The sequence below is a fragment of the Thiomonas islandica genome (assembly GCF_055383445.1).
This window is the reverse complement of record NZ_AP042391.1, coordinates 1,599,464-1,616,298: the sequence shown is the minus strand read 5'-3', so window position 1 is coordinate 1,616,298 and position 16,835 is coordinate 1,599,464. Positions and strand designations below refer to the sequence as shown.

Genomic DNA, 16,835 nt, shown 5'->3' with positions numbered 1-16,835 from the left:
GCTCGTCCTCTTACCATCCCGACCATTCGTCCCCGCCATGAAACGCGTCGAACATGCCCTGGAAGTGCTGATTTTCGGTAGCCGCTGGCTGCTTGCTCCGTTCTATCTCGGCCTGGTGCTGGGCATCGGGCTGCTGCTGGTGAAGTTCGTCAAGACCTTTGTCAGCGCGGTGAATGTGGTGTTCGCCGGCAGTGCGGGCGAAGCGATGCTGGCGATTCTGTCGCTGGTCGACATCGCCCTCGTGGCCAATCTGCTGCTGATCATCATCTTTGCCGGATACGAAAACTTCGTCTCCAAGATCGACACCGCCAACCATGAAGACCGCCCGGGCTGGATGGGGCATGTCACCTTCTCCGACCTCAAGCTCAAGCTCATCGGCTCCATCGTGGCCATCTCGGGCATCGAGCTGCTGAAATACTTCGTCAATGTGCGCGAAGCCAGCCGCGACGACATGCTCTGGGCCATCGTCATCCACCTGGTGCTGGTGTTTTCCGGAGTGATGTTCGCGCTGATGGATCGCCTGTCCGGGATCAAGGCGGACAATCACTGAGTCGGGCTAGGCTGGAATTTTTTGCAGGAGCTTGGCGTGGCCGCCCTCGACGACATCATTCGCAACTTTCCCGATTCCACCTGGGACGCCCAACCCACGGCACAGGCGCCGACCACGAGTGTCGAGCACCTGCTCGAGGCTGGCCATGTACTGTGCTTTCCGCAATTGGCGTTCACCCTCGGCGCGTCTGAACGGCGCTTTCTCACCCCCGCGGTCAGCAACGGCAAGGCCAAGAACATCAGCCTGCGCGATGATGGCAACATCCGTGGCGCCAGTGGCAGTGCGCAGGACCAGCATGCGCTGCGCGACATGATCCAGCGTTTTTCCGTGCAGGCGCAGCATCTGGTCGACCGCTTGTTCCCGCACTACCGCGGCCGGCTGCGCACGGCCAAGGCGTCGTATCGCCCGGTGCAGGTCGAGGGGCGCAACACCAGCTGGCGCAAGGACGACACCCGGTTGCATGTCGATGCATTTGCGTCTACCCCGGTGCACGGGGTCCGGCTTCTGCGCGTGTTCACCAACATCAACCCCGCCGGCGCACCGCGCCGCTGGCGCGTGGGCGAGCCCTTCCCCGACTTCCTGCAGCGTTTCGCGCCCCGGCTCAGGCCCCCGATCCCTGGCTCCGCCGCGCTAATGCACGCGCTGGGAATCACCAAGTCCAGACGCACCGAATACGACCACTACATGCTGCAGCTGCATGACAAGGTCAAGGCCGATCTGGCCTACCAGAACGACGCACCGCAACGCAGTGTGGATTTCGCCCCAGGCACGACCTGGGTAGTGTTTTCCGATCAGGTGCTGCACGCTGTGATGGGAGGTCAGTACATGATGGAGCAGACCTTCTACCTCGAGCCGGCGCATCAGCTCTACCCGCACACCGCGCCACTCAAGATGCTCGAAGACCTGCTCGGCAAGGCGCTGCTGCCTGCCGCATGAGTCCTCCCGCCCTGCCACTGCAGTGGGGCCGGGGCGGCTTGCCTGTCTCGCCGCGCCGCGTTCTGCTGGTGCAGATTTCCGCGATGGGCGATCAGGTGCAGACCTTGCCGGCAGTCTCTGACATCGCGGCGCGCTGGCCCGGCATTGAAATCGACTGGGCGGTGGACGCCCGGTTTGCCGACATCCCCCGCCTGCATCCCGCAGTACACCAGGTCTTTGCGCTGCCGCTCAAGGCCCTGCAGCAGCAGCGCAATCCCGCCGCGCTGCGGGCGCTGTGGTCGGCTATACGCGCGCTACGCGCCCAGCCCTACGATCTGGTCTGGGACCCGCACAGTGTGCTCAAGAGTGCGCTGGTCTGCCGGCTGGCGCGCAGCCCCGTGCGCGTGGGCTACCGCGCGCAGGACTGCGGGGGCGAGCCTCTGGCCGCGCGCGCCTACCACCTGCACTTTGCCCGTCCGCCCGGGGTGCACGGCACCGAGGGCCGCAGGGTGTTTGCCCGTGCAGTGTTCGACACCGATCCGGCACACCCTGTCGACTACGCGATCGACCGGCGTTTCGCTCCTCCACCGCAACCCTGCGCGGTGCCGACGGTGTTTCTCGCCCATGGGGCGTCCAAGCCCGACAAGCTCTGGCCGCTGGAACGCTGGCAGCAGCTCGCGACCCGGCTGGTGCACAGCGGCATGCGGCTGCATCTGACCTGGGGGAATGCCCAGGAGCACATCCGCGCGCAGCAGCTGGTCGCCAACCTGCCTGCAGGCACGGCGCGGATCCTCACGCGCCGCAACCTGCTCGACATGCTGCCGGTCATCGCCCAAAGCAGCCTGGTGATCGGCGTCGACACCGGTTTCACTCACCTGGCTGCTGCGCTGCGTCGCCCGGTGGTCGGGCTGTTCGTCAGCACCGGGCCGGAGCTGTTCACTCCGACCTCTGCAGAACTGGCGCGCACCCTGGGCGGCCACGGAGTGAGTCCCGATGTCGAGGCCGCGTGGCAGGCCGTGCGGGAACTCACAGGTGCGCCGCCGATAGCGCAGCAGACGGCCTGAGCGCTCCCTGCGGCGCGCGACGGGATTACTTGGCGGTGTAGCGGGTCGCGCTGGCGCTGATTTCGGCGCGGGCGGCGTCGGCACCGGCCCAGCCCTCGGTCTTGACCCACTTGCCCGGCTCGAGATCCTTGTAGTGGTTGAAAAAATGTTCGATCTGCCGCAGTAGCTCGCCCGGCAGGTCTTCGGGCTTTTGGACGTGGCGGTACTGCGGCAACAGCTTGTCCACCGGCACCGCGATCAGTTTGGCATCTGGCCCGGCCTCGTCGGTCATCTTGAGCATGCCAACCGGGCGGCAGCGCACCACACAGCCGTGCACCAGAGGAATGGGGGTGACGACCAGCACGTCCACCGGATCGCCGTCTTCGGACAGCGTTTGCGGGATGTAGCCGTAATTGCACGGATAGTGCATCGCGGTGGACATAAAACGATCGACGAACAGCGCGCCGGTGGCCTTGTCCACCTCGTACTTCACCGGCGGGGCATGGGCGGGAATCTCGATGACCACATTGAAATCGTCGGGCAGGCTCTTGCCAGCGGGAACATCACGCAAGCTCATATACAGTCCTCTGGAAGTGGGTAATGGAAATCGGGGAAATCAAGCCGGGTCGTTGCCGCGTGGCTCGGCAGGCGGTGCATTGGTTTTCTGCGGGTTTTCGATCTGCTGCAACTGCTGCTCGCTGATGATGTTGAACATGGTCACCACCTTGGACACACCGGTGGTGCTGCGGGCGATTTCCACCGCGCGGTCGGCCTCGCGCTGGGTCACGATGCCCATCAGATAGACCACGCTGTTGGACGTGGTGACCTTGAAGGCATTGCCGAAAATGTCGTGCGCGTCGATCAGACGGGCGCGCACTTTGGTGGTGATGAGCGAGTCGGTCGCCTGACGGTTGAGATCAGCCACCGGGCCGACGTCGATTTCGTTGAGCACTGCCTTGACATTGGGCACGCCCTGCACGATTTCAGCTGCCTTGAGCTTGTCCGCCTCGGTCGGCACCTGCCCCACCAGCAGCACCTGCTGGTTATAGCTCACCGCGCGGACATTGGTATCGCTACCCAGCGCCCTGCTGATGCGGTTGTCTGCCTTGAGCTCGATGGTGTTGTCCTCGAGGATGGAGCCGGCAGTGCGCCGGTCGGTGACGACATAGGCCGTGGCGCCCACCGCCCCCAGGCCGAGCACGAAACAGCCCTGCAGTTGAGTGGCTGCCAGCACCACGGCCAGCAGACCCGCCGCGCGCCAAAGGCCGCGCCGGCGGCGGGGTGTGCAGTCCAGGGATCGGGAGAGATTGTGTGCGTGCATCTGCGTCATGGCGAAGGCTCCGGTTCACCCATCAGCGTCCAGTCTAAGCCATCGCAAAGACAGTGCAGCGCCAGCAGATGCACCTCCTGGATGCGAGCGGTGCGGTCGTTGGGCACGGCAATGTGCACGTCGGCCTCGCGCAGCAGCCCGGCCACACGCCCCCCGGTGCGACCGGTCAGCGCCAGTACGGTCATGTCGCGCGACTGCGCCGCACGCACCGCCTCGACGATGCTGGCCGAATTGCCGCTGGTGCTCAGTGCCACAAGCACATCGCCCGGCAGGCCCAGCGCCCGCACTTGCTTGGCAAACACCTGATCGAAACCGTAGTCGTTCGAGACCGCAGTGAGAATGGAGGTATCGGTGGTCAGCGCGATCGCAGCCAGCTCCGGACGCTCACGCTCGAAACGACCCACCAGCTCCGCAGCCAGGTGCTGGCTGTCCGCAGCCGAGCCGCCGTTGCCGCAGATCAGAATCTTGTGGCCGTTCGATACCGCGGTGGCCAGCAGATCCACCGCGCGTGCAATCGGCCCGGCGAGAAGTTCTGCCGCCTGATACTTCAGGTCGGCGCTGTCGAAAAAGTGCTGCTGAATCCGCTGTTCGAGCATGGCAGTAGGGATAAAAGCCGTGATGTTAGGCCCTGTGGCGCTCGGCTTCAGTCCGCTGTAAACGCGCCAGGCAGCCACTGCAGCCCTCCGGCGTCGAGCAGAACTACGTCGAAGCGGCACGCCGGCTCTTCGGGCAGCCGCGCCAGATAGTGCCGCGCCGCCAGGATGATGCGCTCGCGCTTGCGGGCGTCGATGCTGCCGGCCGCACCGCCATGCCCATCGCCGCTGCGAGCGCGCACCTCGACGAACACCAGTGTGCCGTCGGGCGCGCGCGCGATCAGGTCGATCTCGCCAGCGCGCACCCGATAATTGCGCTCGACCAGCCGCATCCCGCGTGCCTGCAGTTCAGCGCAGGCCTGATCCTCTGCCGACTGCCCCAGACGACGCGCCACGCGCCGTCGCCACGACTGCACCATGCCCACTTTGCCCTCCCCGATCCAAGCCGCGCTGGACGCTTGCGCACAGCAGGATTTTCCTCCCGCGCTCTACATGGTGGCCAGCCCAATCGGCAATCTGGCCGACATCAGCCTGCGTGCGCTGGCCGTGCTGCATCACGCCGAGCGCATCGCCGCCGAAGACACGCGCAGCGCGCGGCGGCTGCTCGGCGCCTTCGGCCTGCACAAGCCCACCCTGCGCTGCGACCAGCACTGCGAGGCGCAGGCGGCAAGGCAGATCGTTGCCGCGGTGGCTGCCGGTGAGCGCGTCGCTATTGTCAGCGACGCGGGCACTCCGGGCATCAGCGATCCCGGCAACCACATCGCTGCGGCGGTACACGCCGCAGGGCTTCGGGTCATCCCCGTGCCGGGCCCCAGCGCGGTGCCCGCAGCGCTGAGTGCCAGCGGGCTGGACCTGCAGGCAGGGTATTGCTTTGCCGGCTTCGCGCCGGACAAAGCCGCGGCGCGGCGCAGCTTTTTGCTGGCCGCGCTGCGCGGCCCGCGGGTGACGGTGTTTTTCGAGGCGCCGCATCGCATCCACGCCTGTCTGCGCGCGCTGCACGCCATCGACCCGCAGGCCCGCTTGGTGCTGGCCAAGGAGTTGACCAAGCAGTTCGAGGCCGTGCTGCCCTGCACCGCCCAAACCGCGCTCGACTGGCTGGAGGCCGATCCGAAACGGGCGCAGGGGGAGTTCGTGCTGCTGCTGGTGCCGCAGACCGCTGCGGCCGAGCTCGATGCCGGGGCAACGGCGCTGCTGCACCGTCTGGCACAGGAACTGCCGGCCTCGCGCGCCGCAGCCGTGACCGCCGATCTGACAGGGCTCAAACGCGACCTGCTGTACCGCTGGCTGCTGGATCAGAAGGCGTAGCGCGTGCTCACGCCGGCCGCGGCGGCTCGCCGGTCCAGATTTCCACCCGGTTGCGTCCGGCTTGCTTGGCGCGATAGAGCGCCTGATCCGCGCGGTCGAGCAGCTCGTCCACATCGATCGAGGCCGTAGTCGGCACGAACTCGGCAATCCCGATGCTCGCCGTGAGCTTGAGCTGTGCAGCCGCCCGCTGCAGCTCTGGCATGCAGCCGGCCTCCTGGATGCTCAGGCGCAGACGCTGCGCGACCTCGAACGCCACCTGCCGGGTAGTCTGTGGCAGCAAAATGGCAAATTCGTCGCCACCGAGCCGGCCGCAGACGTCCTGAGTGCGCAACTGCTGCACGCAGGTCTGAGCAAAGCAGCGGATCACCGCATCGCCGCCCTGATGGCCCAGGGTGTCGTTGATCTGCTTGAAGCGGTCGATGTCCAGCGCCATCACCGCAAGCGGGCTGCCCTCACGCTGTGCCTTGCGCAGTTCCAGCGCAGTCCGCGCCAGGAAAAAGCGCCGGTTGGGAATGCCGGTGAGCACATCGGTATAGGCCAGATTGCGCAGCTCGGCTTCGCGGGCCTTGGCTTGCGTGATGTCCTTGAAGGCCAGAATCAGCGCATCCTCGTCGCGGTAACGTCCGCGCGTGGCCGACAGCAGCAGCCAGACCTCGCTGCCGTCGAAGCGCCGCAACTTGACCTCCATGCCCCGCACCACACCGCCTTCGCGCTGCAGCCTGCCCAGCAGTCTGTCCCGGTCTGCCGGATCGACCCAGACCTGACGCATCGACAGGCCCGCCATCTGTCCATAGCTGGCACGAAACAGATCGTCCGACGCCTTGTTGGAAAACAACAGAGCGGCGTCACTCAAACGGGTAATGACCAGAGGCACAGGAGACTCTTCCGCCAGAAAGCGAAAACGCTGCTCGTCCTCGCTGAGCTGTTGTTGCAGCATCTTGAGCGCGGTGATGTCCTGCATGCTGGTGACCACCCCGACGATCTGGCGGCTGACTGCATCGCGCAGCAGTGCCTTGTTCAGAATCCAAATGGTCGGCTCGTGGTCGGGGTGGAGGTAAGGGGCTTCGCGCGTGACCTGCAGGCTGCCGTCGAACAGCTCGCTGTCCATCTCTTCCCAGATGCGGCCCAGCGTGGGGCCGAGGATTTGCGAGCCGGTGCGGCCATGAATCTCGGCATTGTCAAGTGACACCAGGAGATTGAACGCGGTGTTCACCCGGGTGAACCGCCCCTGCGCATCGCTGAAGGCGACCGGATTGGGCAGGGCATTGAGCAGCGACTCCTGAAAACGCAACTGTGCCAGCGTCGTAGCCTGCGCGATCTGCAGCGCTGCGGTGCGGCGGTTGACCTTCTTTTCCAGAGTGGCGTTGATGTCGCGCACCTGCTTGAGCGCAAGCCCCCGTTCGTTGGCCATCAACCCGGCAAGCAGCAACGCGCTGGCCAGGGTCAGCAGGATGATCTGCACCGCCATGAACCGATTCTCCCCGACCATGCTGTACATCGGCCCCAGATGCAGTAGCGTGGCGGCGACGATCAGCACTGCAACCACGGCCAACAACGCCGTGGTGACCACCAGAGGCAGCCGCAGCGCAGCCCACAGCAGAGACAGCATCACCAGGCTGGCCAGACCGATGGGCAAGGCACTCTGCCCGGCGGGCAGCAGATACACCGCCACGGTGCCGCCCACGGCGATGGCCGACACCGCCAGGCCCTCCCAATTCAGCGTTGTGCGCAGCATGGCTTGCCCTTGCTGGCGGATCAACTCGGCCACCGGGGTGAGCACGACGATACTGCTCATGTCCGTGGCCCACCACTGCAGGGCCAGATCGTGCGTCACCGGCACTCGCCCCCATCCGAAACAGGCCGCAGCCACTGCACCCAGGACCGCCGACACGCCCGCGGCCAGTGCTCCCATGGCCAGGATGAACCAGACCGCATCGGCCATCACCGTAAAGCCTTTCCAGCCCCCCGCGCGCCGTTGCAGGACCCACAGACCGAGCAGCGGCCCCAGCGCATCGCTCAGCGCGATCAGCGCGCTGGTCTGCATGCCCCACCCCAGCAGCAGCCCGTTGCTCAGCCAGGAAGCCAGCATCACCGCGGGAATCATCGACGGGCCGCGCGCCAGCAGGGCAAACACGGCCACCGCCGCCGACGGCCACAGCACCACCTCGCCAGAGCGCACACCGAGTACGGCCCATGCCAGCAACACATAGGATGCGACCACCCCTGCTGACCACATCAGCCAGCGCAGCAGGGAGCGTGTTGCAAGGCGGTGCATTCCGGCAGACCAAAAAGGCAGAGGCGATTCACCAAGGGCAGGCCATGTTTGCACGCAGCCGACGCAGACATCTGAGGTGCAAGACAAACCACCTGGAGATCGAAGGATTGAACGTCATACCCCCACCTGCTTTTTTACAATCTCGTGTGTTGTCGGATTCAGTGGATCGGATGCATGATTCATGTCCATTCCATGCCGGAATCTCTGTTTGGCTCGATTGTCTCCAAACCGCCGAGACAAGTCCGTGAATTCCGTCACGCTCGCGCCGGTGTCGGCAAACACCGATGCAATGAATTTGGCAAAACTGCCAACTTTCTCACACAATGCGGCACAGGCACGCCGCGTTACCACACCGGCATGGTCTGCCGGCCCAATCGGCAAGCCCGGATGCGCAGTGCGCAGTGGACTTGTTCAGTGTTGCCATAATTCGGCCCTCCCGAACCCCCATGCCTTGCCTGCCGTGTTCAAACTGTTTCGCCCGAGGCCGACCGCAAACCAACCTCCCGCATCCGATCCATCGCATATCGAACTGCGGGGCACCACGACCGAGGGTTATCACTATGCACTGCGGCTGGAGCGCAGCGCCAGCGGCCAGGCCCAACGGCTGATCGGCTGGCATGGTTCGTCCCGCGGCGGCGCCCGGGTGGAGATCCAGCGCGACCCTGCCGGGGTTTGGCGCGATCTGCAAGGGCACCACGCGGCAGAATGCATCGACCTCATCCCGCCGCCCATTCGGCAAAGCGCAAACTGGGGGTCGCACCGGGCACTGCTGGCGCCACCCGCCGCTGCCGCCCCGGACGCGCCCTCCGACAGCATGGCACTGGACCTGCCGTGAACCCGCCGCCGCCGCGCATCTTCTCCCGCCGCGCCCTGCTCAAGGCCGCGCTGTCCTGCGTGCCATGGTGGGCGGCAGGACAGGCGGACGCTGCGGTCAATCTGGCCGCGGTGCCAATTGGCCGGATGGATCTACCCTGGTGGCGCAGGCGCTTCGAGGCCTCGCTGCAGCAAGTGCGCCACAGCCGGCCGGAACTGGTTTGGCTTGGTGACTCGATCACGCAAAACTGGGAGCGCCGCGGGCCGCCCTCCTGGGCCGATTTCCAGCCCATCTGGCAGCGGGAATATGGGCGCTACCGCCCGCTGAACCTGGGCTTCACCGGCGACACCACCGCCAGTGTGCTGTGGCGGCTAGATCACGGCCAGGTGCAGGGCATCTCTCCAAAGGTGCTGATTTTGCTGATCGGCGCCAACAACTTGGGCCGTCCGCACTGGGGCGCGCATCTCACTGTGCCGGGCATCGAGGCGGTGGTCGACAAGGTGCATGCGCTGCTGCCCGACACACGGGTGCTGCTGCTTGGCGTGCTGCCCAGCCGGCGCTCGGCATGGATCAGCGCCGAGACCATCAAGATCAACACCGCGCTGGCACGGCGCTATGCGCAAAGCCGCCGTGTGCGCTTTGTCGATGCCGGCCATGTGCTGCTGGATGCGAACGGCCAGCCCGACCCGCAGCTCTACCTCGAAGGGCATGCCCCGCATCCGTCCGTGCTGCTGCACCCGGATGCGCTGGGCATGGAGCGCATCGCCCAGGCGATCGCGCCCACGCTGGACGCGCTGATGCAACCAGGCGCCTGAATGCACCTAGGGCATGCGCCGGTAACGCATGCCTGTGCCATACTGGGGTGCACCCTCCCTGCTCCCCAAAGACACCCGGTTCACAGAATTTTCGGCGCGCAAGCCCCCGACTTCAGTCGGGGGATGAAGCGCCGCCTCTCGATCAAGACTTCTTGATGTATAGCACTATCTTGCCTGTACTCGCGCATATGAAGCTGACCCTGCAAACACAACTGCTGCCGACGCCCGATCAGGTTTGCGCCCTTGAGGCGACCATGCGGGCCTTCAACGCGGCAGCGGATTGGCTGGCAGATGAAGCGTTTGTGCGCAAGACGGCCAATAAGATCGCGTTGCAGAAGCTCTACTACAGCACGTTGCGCGAGCGTTTCGGCCTCTCGGCGCAGATGGCGGTGCGCTGCATCGCGCAGGCGTGCGAAGCCTACAAGCGCAACAAGGCAGAACGGCCCAGATTTCGCGAGTTCGCTGCCATTCCGTATGACCAGCGGATGATGAGCTTCAAAGGCGTTGATCGGGTGTCGTTGTTGACCTTGACCGGACGCATTCTGGTGCCGCTTGCCATGGGTGCGTATCAACGGGAGCGCTTTACGTCCGCCAAAGGGCAGTGCGACCTCGTGGCGTCGCAGGGATGGCAAGTGGTTTCTACTCGTGACCGTTGACCTGCCGGACGGGACCAAGCTGCCCGTCACAGACTTTGTTGGTGTCGATCTCGGCGTGCAGAATCTTGCCACCGACAGTGACGGGGAACGGCACAGCGGTCAAACTGTCGAGGCTTGCCGGGTTCGAGCCCACGAACTGCGCCGCGCCTTGCAGAAGGCCGCAGCGGGGCGCAAACGCCGAGGTCTTCGCCCAAAATCCATCCGGCGCAAACTCGCCAAGATGGCAGGTCGGGAAGCACGCTTTCGCAAGGAGATCAACCATCGCATTTCCAAATCGCTCGTTGCCAAGGCCAAAGGCACCGGACGTGGACTTGCCCTTGAGAATCTCAAGGGCATCCGCAACCGGACACGGTTTCGCAAGGCGCAACGAGCGAAGATGGGCGGCTGGGCGTTCCATCAGCTTCGCGCTTTCGTTGAGTACAAAGCGCAGCGGGCTGGTGTCGTGCTCGCGCTCGTCGATCCGCACAACACAAGCCGAGAATGCTCGGCCTGCGGTCATATCGACAAAGCCAACCGCCCATCTCAAGCAGAGTTCCGCTGCGTGGCCTGTGGGCACACAGACCACGCAGATGTGAACGCGGCTCGGAACATCGCGTCCAGGGCCAGGGCCGCAGTCAATCGGCCTATAGTCTCGGAACAGCATCAAGGTTTCCTTGCTGCATAGTACGGGGACAAGCTTCCGACTTCAGTCGGGAGTAATTGACCTGCAGGAGTTGATCATGCCCCATCGCCTCGTCCACCTGTCTGCCGCGCTCTGTCTGGGCGCTGTTTGCATCGCCCCGGCGCTGGCCGCCGAACCGCTCTCTGTGGCGGTACACCGCTTGACGCTGGACACCGCCGAGCGCATCGCCCTTGGTGCGATCAAGGCCTGCCGCGCCAAAGGGCTGCAGGTCAGCGCCACCGTGGTGGATCGCAACGGCATCGTGCAAGCCACGCTGCGCGATACCCTGGCACCGCCGGTGTCTCTGGACATCAGCCGGCAGAAGGCGTTTACCGCGGCCATGTTCGGCATCAAGGGCACAGCGATGGGCCCGCAGGCAGCATCGCCGCTGGCGTTGCTGGGCGATGGTCTGGCCTTTACCGCCGGGTCGGTGCCGATCCAGGCCGGCGGGCGCTTGTATGGCGCCGTGGGCGTGAGCGGCGCGCCGGACGGCAAGGTGGACGAAGAATGTGCCCAGGCCGGTTTGGATATCGTACTGCCCGATCTGGAGATGCAGTAAGGCGCCAGAGTCGCTGCCTACAATCCCCGCGCTGCATCCGCGACCGCTTTGCTGCTGCGGCGCAACATCAACCGCCGATCGGCCTGCCGATTTTTTGTGCAGCCCGATCAACCCCCGTGAAATCAGGGGTTTTCGGCCAGTCGTCGCGAAATTCTCCCCAGCCTCTGGGGATAACTTCGCCGCGGCGCCGACCCTGTGGACAGTTTTTGACAATTGCCTGCCCCGCAATGGCCAGCCGCCGACCTCCCGCTTACTCCGAATCGTCCATCCGTGTGCTCAAGGGCCTGGAGCCAGTGCGCCAGCGCCCGGGCATGTACACCCGCACCGACAACCCGCTGCACATCGTGCAGGAAGTCATCGACAACAGCGCCGACGAGGCCCTGGGCGGCTACTGCCAGCACATCGCGGTCACGCTGCACAGCGACGGCAGCGTCAGCGTGGAGGACGACGGGCGCGGCATTCCCTTCGGCCTGCATCCGGAGGAAAACGCGCCGGTGGTCGAGCTGGTGTTCACCCGGCTGCACGCCGGCGGCAAGTTCGACAAGCTGCAGGGCGGCGCATACAGCTTTTCCGGCGGGCTGCACGGCGTGGGCGTGTCGGTCACCAACGCGTTGGCCGCGCGGCTGGAAGTCACCGTCTGGCGCGACGGGCAGGTGGCGCATCTTGTCTTTGCCGACGGCGAGGTCATCGCACCGCTGACCGTGCGCAAGGCCACGCGCGACGACCGCAAAAGCGGCACCTGCGTACGGGTCTGGCCCAACCCTCGGTATTTCGACAACCCGCAGCTGCCGCTGGCCGAGCTGACCCATCTGCTGCGTAGCAAGGCGGTGCTGCTGCCCGGGGTGCAGGTCGATCTGATCCAGGAGAAGACCGGCGAGACCTTGCACTGGGAATATGCTCACGGGCTGCGCGACTATCTGCTGAGCAGCCTGGGCACCGACCCGATCATCGACCTGTTCGAGGCGGAGCATTACGCCGGCAGAGGCGACAGCGAAAGCTTCGCCGAGGGTGAGGGTGCCGCCTGGTGCGTGGCCTTCACCGAAGACGGCGCGCTGCTGCGCGAGTCGTATGTCAACCTGATCCCTACGCCGGCTGGCGGCACGCACGAAGCCGGCTTGCGCGAGGGCCTGTTCCAGGCGGTCAAGGGCTTCATCGAATTGCACGGCCTGCAGCCCAAGGGGGTGAAGCTGCTGCCGGAAGACGTGTTCGCCCGCGCCTCCTTCGTGCTATCGGCCCGGGTGCTCGACCCGCAGTTCCAGGGCCAGATCAAGGAAAAGCTCAACAGCCGCGACGCACTGCGGCTAGTGGCGCAGGCGGTGCGCCCGGCATTCGAGCTCTGGCTGCACGAGCGGGTGGATCAGGGCAAGAGGCTCGCCGAGCTGGTCATCCGCCAGGCACAAAGCCGCCTGCGCGCGGCGCAGAGGGTAGAGAAGAAAAAAGGCTCTGGCGTGGCCGTGCTGCCGGGCAAGCTCACCGACTGCGAAAGCCGTGACCTGTCGCGCAACGAGCTGTTCCTGGTGGAAGGCGACTCGGCCGGCGGCTCAGCCAAGATGGGCCGCGACAAGGAGTTTCAGGCGGTGCTGCCGCTGCGCGGCAAGGTGCTCAACGCCTGGGAAGTGGAACGCGACCGCTTGTTCGCCAACAACGAAATCCACGACATTGCCGTGGCCATTGGCGTCGATCCGCACGGCAAGGACGACACCCCCGATCTGTCCAACCTGCGCTACGGCAAGATCTGCATTCTCAGCGATGCCGACGTGGACGGCGCGCACATCCAGGTGCTGCTGCTCACCCTGTTCTTCCGCCACTTTCCCGCGCTCATCGCGCGCGGCCACGTGTTCGTCGCCCGCCCGCCGCTATACCGCCTGGATGCCCCGGCGCGCGGCAAGAAACCGGCGCAGAAAATCTATGTGCTCGACGACGCCGAACTACAGGCCGCGCTAGACAAGCTGCGCAAGGAAGGGCTCAAAGAGGGCACCTGGCAGATCTCGCGCTTCAAGGGTCTGGGCGAAATGAGCGCCGAACAACTTTGGGACACCACCCTCAACCCCGACACTCGCCGTCTTTACCGCGTGCGGCTCGACGAGGCCGAACTCCTTTTCTCCCAGCTCATGGGCAAAGGCGAAGCCCAGGCGCGCCGCGCGCTGATGGAGGAATACGGCGACCAGATCGAAGTCGATATCTAAACCATGACTGAACAAGCCACCCTCGAATTCGATAACCGGCCTGAGGACGACACCGACTCGCTGGCGCTGGGCGACTACGCCCGCCGCGCGTATCTGGACTATGCCATCTCCGTGGTCAAGGGCCGCGCCCTGCCCGATGTGTGCGACGGACTCAAGCCGGTGCAGCGACGCATCCTCTACGCCATGTGGCGCATGGGGCTGACCGCCGACGCCAAACCGGTCAAGTCTGCCCGGGTGGTGGGCGACGTGCTTGGGCGCTTTCACCCGCACGGCGACCAGGCCGCGTATGACGCGCTGGTGCGGCTGTCGCAGGACTTCGCGCAGCGCTACCCGCTGATCGACGGTCAGGGCAACTTCGGCAGCCGCGATGGCGACGGCGCCGCGGCGATGCGCTACACCGAGGCGCGGCTGTCTCCCATCGCCCGGCTGCTGCTGGCCGAGATCGACGCGGGCACGGTCGACTTCATTCCCAACTACGACGGCTCGACCACCGAGCCGCGGCTGCTGCCCGCGCGGCTGCCCTTCGTGCTGCTCAACGGCGCCAGCGGCATCGCCGTCGGCCTGGCCACCGAAATTCCCTCGCACAATCTGCGCGAGGTCGCCAGCGCCTGTGTCGCGCTGCTGAAAAACCCGCGGCTGACCCTCGACGAGGTGCTGGCGCTGATGCCCGGCCCAGACTTTGCCACCGGCGGTCAGATCATCTCCAGTCCGCAGGACATCGCCGCGGCCTACGCCAGCGGACGCGGCAGCCTCAAGGTGCGGGCGCGCTGGACCATCGAGGAACTGGCGCGCGGCCAGTGGCAACTGGTGATCAACGAACTGCCGCACGGCACCAGCGCGCAGCAGGTGCTCGAAGAAATCGAGGAACTCAGCAACCCCAAAATCCGCCCGGGCAAGAAGGCGCTGGCACCCGAACAGATTGCGCTGAAGACCAGCCTGCTGAACCTGCTCGACACGGTGCGCGACGAATCCGGCCGCGAGGCCGCGGTGCGGCTGGTGTTCGAGCCGCGCAGCGCGCGCATCGATCAGGCCGAGTTCGTCAACACCCTACTGGCCCGCACCAGCCTGGAGACCAGCGTGCCGGTCAATCTGGTGATGATCGGCACCGACGGCAAACCACGGCAAAAGGGGCTGATGGACATGCTGCGCGAATGGATCGCGTTCCGCCGCGACACGGTGCAGCGCCGCACGCGACATCGCCTCGAACAGGTCGATGCCCGCATCCACATCCTGGAAGGGCGGCAGCAGGTACTGCTCAACCTGGATGAGGTGATCGACACCATCCGCAACAGCGACGACCCCAAGCCTGCGCTCATGGCACGCTTTGCCCTCACCGAGCTGCAGGCCAACGACATTCTCGACATGCGGCTGCGCCAGCTCGCCCGGCTGGAAGCCATCCGCATCGACAAGGAACTCGAAGCGCAGCGCGCAGAAGCCGCCGAGCTGCGCAAGCTGCTGGCCGACGACAAGACCATGACCCGCCGCATCATCAGCGAAATCGAGGCGGACGCCAAACAGTTCGGTGACGATCGCCGCACCCTGATCCTGCCCGAGCAGCGGGCGGTGGCAGAGGTCAAGGTGGCCGATGAACCGGTCACCGTGATCGTGTCGCAAAAGGGATGGCTGCGCACGCAGAAGGGCCACGGCCTGACGCTCGACGCCCTCACGTTCAAGCCGGGCGACGCGCTCTACGCCACCTTCGAATGCCGCAGCATCGATCCGCTGGTGGTGCTGGGCAGTGACGGCCGGGTCTATTCGCTGGCGGTCAGCGATCTGCCCGGCGGCCGCGGCGACGGTCAGCCGGTGACTGCCTTCATCGACCTTGCCCCCGGCACGCAGGCACAGCACTACCTCGCTGGCAATCGCACCCTGCCGCTGCTGGTCTGGACCGCACGTGGCCTGGGTTTCATCACCACACTGGGCGACTGCGTCAGCCGCCAGCGCGGCGGTAAGACCTTCATCACCCTCGAAGCCGGCGACACCCTGCAGCGTCCGCTGCCCCTGGTACGCAGCGCAGATGGCCGCCCGGCTGGCCGCCTCGCCCTGCTCAGCGCGCAGGGCCGACTGTTGCTCTACCCCACCGCCGAGATCAAGATTCTGGCGCGCGGCGGGCGCGGCGTGCTGTTGATGGCACTGGACGCGGGAGAAACCCTGGTGAGCATCGTCCAGCTTCCCGGCGAGCGCGACGCCCTGCTACTCAGCGGCAAGGGCCGCGGCGACGCCGAGCGCAGCGCCACGCTGAGCGCTGCACAGCTGGCGGTTTACGCTGGCAAACGGGCCAAGCGCGGGCGGGCGCTTGCACCGAACTTCAAGCCGGTGCGAATCGGTCGTGCCAACGACTGATCCGGCCCGCTGATGCTTGCAGGACATCCCGCATCGCACGCGGGGGTGTGGTCTTCCCCCCACCATGCGCAGGAAGCTTGAAGGGGGAGAGGTTCCAGCCTTCCGGCTCAAACTTCGGCAATGAGCTCAATCTCCACTGCCGCGCCCATCGGCAGCTGCGCCACACCGAAGGCGCTGCGGGCATGCGCACCGCGCTCGCCGAACACCTGCGCGATCAGCTCGGACGCACCGTTGATCACCAGGTGATGCTCGGTGTAGTGCGGTGCGGAATTGACCAGTCCGAGCAGCTTGACCACGCGCCTGACCCGCTCCAAATCGCCCACCGCAGCCTGCAGCGTACCCAGCAGATCGATGGCGACCGCTCGCGCTGCCTGCTTGGCGGTTGCGGTGTCCATGTCGGTACCGAGCTGTCCGGTCCACACCTGGCCATCGCGCTTGGCGATGTGGCCAGAGAGAAACACCAGATGACCCGTCTGCACATAGGGCACATAGGCAGCAGCGGGTGTGGACACGGGCGGCAGGATGATGCCGAGATCTTTGAGGGTTTGCGCGATCGACATGCGGTTCTCCAAAGGAAAAGCCGCAGTTTATTGACTCGGCTTCCTGATGCATCACGGGTCTTGACCAAAAATTCCACCACCTGCCATTGCCGGCAAGCGCAAAGGGGATGACTCCTCGCCAACCATGTGGGGAAGAATGGGAGGGGGAGGAATTCAAACCGCGGTGTGCCAAATCAATCGCGCCGGATCGCGCGCACAAAAAAGCGGGGCCCTGGGCCCCGCCAAACACG

Annotated in this window: 17 protein-coding genes; 11 read left to right on the top strand and 6 right to left on the bottom strand. The window is 65.6% G+C overall.

Going from position 1 to position 16,835, the window contains the following annotated elements:
- The first annotated feature begins 37 nt into the window (after nucleotides 1-37).
- The 3 genes from ACZ47F_RS07920 to waaC are packed head-to-tail and all read left to right on the top strand — an operon-like array spanning nucleotide 38 to nucleotide 2,529.
- Entirely contained in the window at nucleotides 38-550 is a 513-nt protein-coding gene (locus tag ACZ47F_RS07920) for a TIGR00645 family protein (RefSeq protein ID WP_464924204.1), read from the top strand.
- 36 nt (nucleotides 551-586) lie between these two features.
- Entirely contained in the window at nucleotides 587-1,486 is a 900-nt protein-coding gene (locus ACZ47F_RS07915; protein ID WP_464924203.1) for a Kdo hydroxylase family protein, read from the top strand.
- Nucleotides 1,483-2,529: a lipopolysaccharide heptosyltransferase I gene (gene waaC, locus ACZ47F_RS07910; RefSeq protein WP_464924202.1), complete on the top strand. Its 1,047-nt coding sequence runs from the start codon at nucleotides 1,483-1,485 to the stop codon at nucleotides 2,527-2,529. Before ACZ47F_RS07915 ends, waaC begins: the two co-directional genes overlap by 4 nt.
- Nucleotides 2,530-2,554: 25 nt before the next feature.
- On the opposite strand, the gene ppa is transcribed toward waaC, so the two are convergent.
- The 4 genes from ppa to ACZ47F_RS07890 are packed head-to-tail and all read right to left on the bottom strand — an operon-like array spanning nucleotide 2,555 to nucleotide 4,850.
- On the bottom strand, nucleotides 2,555-3,085 hold the full coding sequence (ppa, locus tag ACZ47F_RS07905) for an inorganic diphosphatase (protein WP_464924201.1): 531 nt from the start codon (nucleotides 3,083-3,085) through the stop codon (nucleotides 2,555-2,557).
- Between the two features lie 39 nt (nucleotides 3,086-3,124).
- Nucleotides 3,125-3,838, bottom strand: coding sequence for a BON domain-containing protein (locus ACZ47F_RS07900; protein ID WP_464924200.1), 714 nt, complete (start codon nucleotides 3,836-3,838; stop codon nucleotides 3,125-3,127).
- Nucleotides 3,835-4,434 carry a phosphoheptose isomerase gene (locus ACZ47F_RS07895; protein ID WP_464924199.1) on the bottom strand — a complete coding sequence of 200 codons (600 nt, stop codon included), beginning with the start codon at nucleotides 4,432-4,434 and terminating at the stop codon, nucleotides 3,835-3,837. Before ACZ47F_RS07895 ends, ACZ47F_RS07900 begins: the two co-directional genes overlap by 4 nt.
- 47 nt (nucleotides 4,435-4,481) lie before the next feature.
- Nucleotides 4,482-4,850, bottom strand: a complete 369-nt coding sequence (locus tag ACZ47F_RS07890; RefSeq protein ID WP_464924198.1) for a YraN family protein — start codon at nucleotides 4,848-4,850, stop codon at nucleotides 4,482-4,484.
- Here ACZ47F_RS07890 and rsmI point away from each other — a divergent pair.
- Complete coding sequence (gene rsmI / locus ACZ47F_RS07885) at nucleotides 4,849-5,736, top strand: 16S rRNA (cytidine(1402)-2'-O)-methyltransferase (protein WP_464924197.1); 888 nt, start codon at nucleotides 4,849-4,851, stop codon at nucleotides 5,734-5,736. The two genes, ACZ47F_RS07890 and rsmI, sit on opposite strands and share 2 nt — an antisense overlap.
- Nucleotides 5,737-5,743: 7 nt before the next feature.
- Here the strand turns inward: rsmI and ACZ47F_RS07880 are convergent, their stop codons facing one another.
- Nucleotides 5,744-8,011, bottom strand: a complete 2,268-nt coding sequence (locus ACZ47F_RS07880) for a diguanylate cyclase (RefSeq protein ID WP_464924196.1) — start codon at nucleotides 8,009-8,011, stop codon at nucleotides 5,744-5,746.
- 460 nt (nucleotides 8,012-8,471) lie between these two features.
- Here ACZ47F_RS07880 and ACZ47F_RS07875 point away from each other — a divergent pair, with 460 nt between their 5' ends.
- From ACZ47F_RS07875 to parC, 7 genes are all read left to right on the top strand, one after another.
- On the top strand, nucleotides 8,472-8,846 hold the full coding sequence (locus tag ACZ47F_RS07875; protein ID WP_464924195.1) for a hypothetical protein: 375 nt from the start codon (nucleotides 8,472-8,474) through the stop codon (nucleotides 8,844-8,846).
- Nucleotides 8,843-9,640, top strand: a complete 798-nt coding sequence (locus tag ACZ47F_RS07870; RefSeq protein ID WP_464924194.1) for a GDSL-type esterase/lipase family protein — start codon at nucleotides 8,843-8,845, stop codon at nucleotides 9,638-9,640. Before ACZ47F_RS07875 ends, ACZ47F_RS07870 begins: the two co-directional genes overlap by 4 nt.
- A 188-nt stretch (nucleotides 9,641-9,828) precedes the next feature.
- A complete protein-coding gene (locus tag ACZ47F_RS07865; RefSeq protein WP_464924193.1) occupies nucleotides 9,829-10,296 on the top strand; it encodes a hypothetical protein in 468 nt (155 codons plus the stop codon).
- A complete protein-coding gene (locus tag ACZ47F_RS07860; protein WP_464924192.1) occupies nucleotides 10,202-10,960 on the top strand; it encodes an RNA-guided endonuclease InsQ/TnpB family protein in 759 nt (252 codons plus the stop codon). Before ACZ47F_RS07865 ends, ACZ47F_RS07860 begins: the two co-directional genes overlap by 95 nt.
- A 55-nt stretch (nucleotides 10,961-11,015) precedes the next feature.
- Entirely contained in the window at nucleotides 11,016-11,516 is a 501-nt protein-coding gene (locus ACZ47F_RS07855; protein WP_464924191.1) for a GlcG/HbpS family heme-binding protein, read from the top strand.
- Nucleotides 11,517-11,743: 227 nt separating this feature from the next.
- Nucleotides 11,744-13,702 (top strand): DNA topoisomerase IV subunit B, encoded by a 1,959-nt coding sequence (locus tag ACZ47F_RS07850; protein ID WP_464924190.1) that lies wholly within the window; start codon nucleotides 11,744-11,746, stop codon nucleotides 13,700-13,702.
- Nucleotides 13,703-13,705: 3 nt separating this feature from the next.
- The gene (gene parC, locus ACZ47F_RS07845) at nucleotides 13,706-16,045 is read left to right on the top strand and encodes a DNA topoisomerase IV subunit A (protein ID WP_464924189.1); all 2,340 of its coding nucleotides are present in this window, start codon (nucleotides 13,706-13,708) and stop codon (nucleotides 16,043-16,045) included.
- Between the two features lie 107 nt (nucleotides 16,046-16,152).
- On the opposite strand, the gene ACZ47F_RS07840 is transcribed toward parC, so the two are convergent.
- On the bottom strand, nucleotides 16,153-16,605 hold the full coding sequence (locus tag ACZ47F_RS07840; RefSeq protein WP_464924188.1) for a RidA family protein: 453 nt from the start codon (nucleotides 16,603-16,605) through the stop codon (nucleotides 16,153-16,155).
- Between the last annotated feature and the right edge of the window lie 230 nt (nucleotides 16,606-16,835).

Excerpts from the sequence above, each read along its gene's own strand:
- waaC (WP_464924202.1), top strand. The coding sequence starts at position 1,483 with ATGAGTCCTCCCGCCCTGCCACTGCAGTGGGGCCGGGGCGGCTTGCCT.
- rsmI (WP_464924197.1), top strand. The coding sequence starts at position 4,849 with ATGCCCACTTTGCCCTCCCCGATCCAAGCCGCGCTGGACGCTTGCGCA.
- ACZ47F_RS07865 (WP_464924193.1), top strand. The coding sequence starts at position 9,829 with ATGAAGCTGACCCTGCAAACACAACTGCTGCCGACGCCCGATCAGGTT.
- ACZ47F_RS07895 (WP_464924199.1), bottom strand. The coding sequence starts at position 4,434 with ATGCTCGAACAGCGGATTCAGCAGCACTTTTTCGACAGCGCCGACCTG.
- ACZ47F_RS07890 (WP_464924198.1), bottom strand. The coding sequence starts at position 4,850 with ATGGTGCAGTCGTGGCGACGGCGCGTGGCGCGTCGTCTGGGGCAGTCG.
- ACZ47F_RS07900 (WP_464924200.1), bottom strand. The coding sequence starts at position 3,838 with ATGACGCAGATGCACGCACACAATCTCTCCCGATCCCTGGACTGCACA.
- ACZ47F_RS07855 (WP_464924191.1), top strand. The coding sequence starts at position 11,016 with ATGCCCCATCGCCTCGTCCACCTGTCTGCCGCGCTCTGTCTGGGCGCT.
- ACZ47F_RS07920 (WP_464924204.1), top strand. The coding sequence starts at position 38 with ATGAAACGCGTCGAACATGCCCTGGAAGTGCTGATTTTCGGTAGCCGC.
- ppa (WP_464924201.1), bottom strand. The coding sequence starts at position 3,085 with ATGAGCTTGCGTGATGTTCCCGCTGGCAAGAGCCTGCCCGACGATTTC.
- parC (WP_464924189.1), top strand. The coding sequence starts at position 13,706 with ATGACTGAACAAGCCACCCTCGAATTCGATAACCGGCCTGAGGACGAC.
- ACZ47F_RS07880 (WP_464924196.1), bottom strand. The coding sequence starts at position 8,011 with ATGCACCGCCTTGCAACACGCTCCCTGCTGCGCTGGCTGATGTGGTCA.
- ACZ47F_RS07840 (WP_464924188.1), bottom strand. The coding sequence starts at position 16,605 with ATGTCGATCGCGCAAACCCTCAAAGATCTCGGCATCATCCTGCCGCCC.
- ACZ47F_RS07850 (WP_464924190.1), top strand. The coding sequence starts at position 11,744 with ATGGCCAGCCGCCGACCTCCCGCTTACTCCGAATCGTCCATCCGTGTG.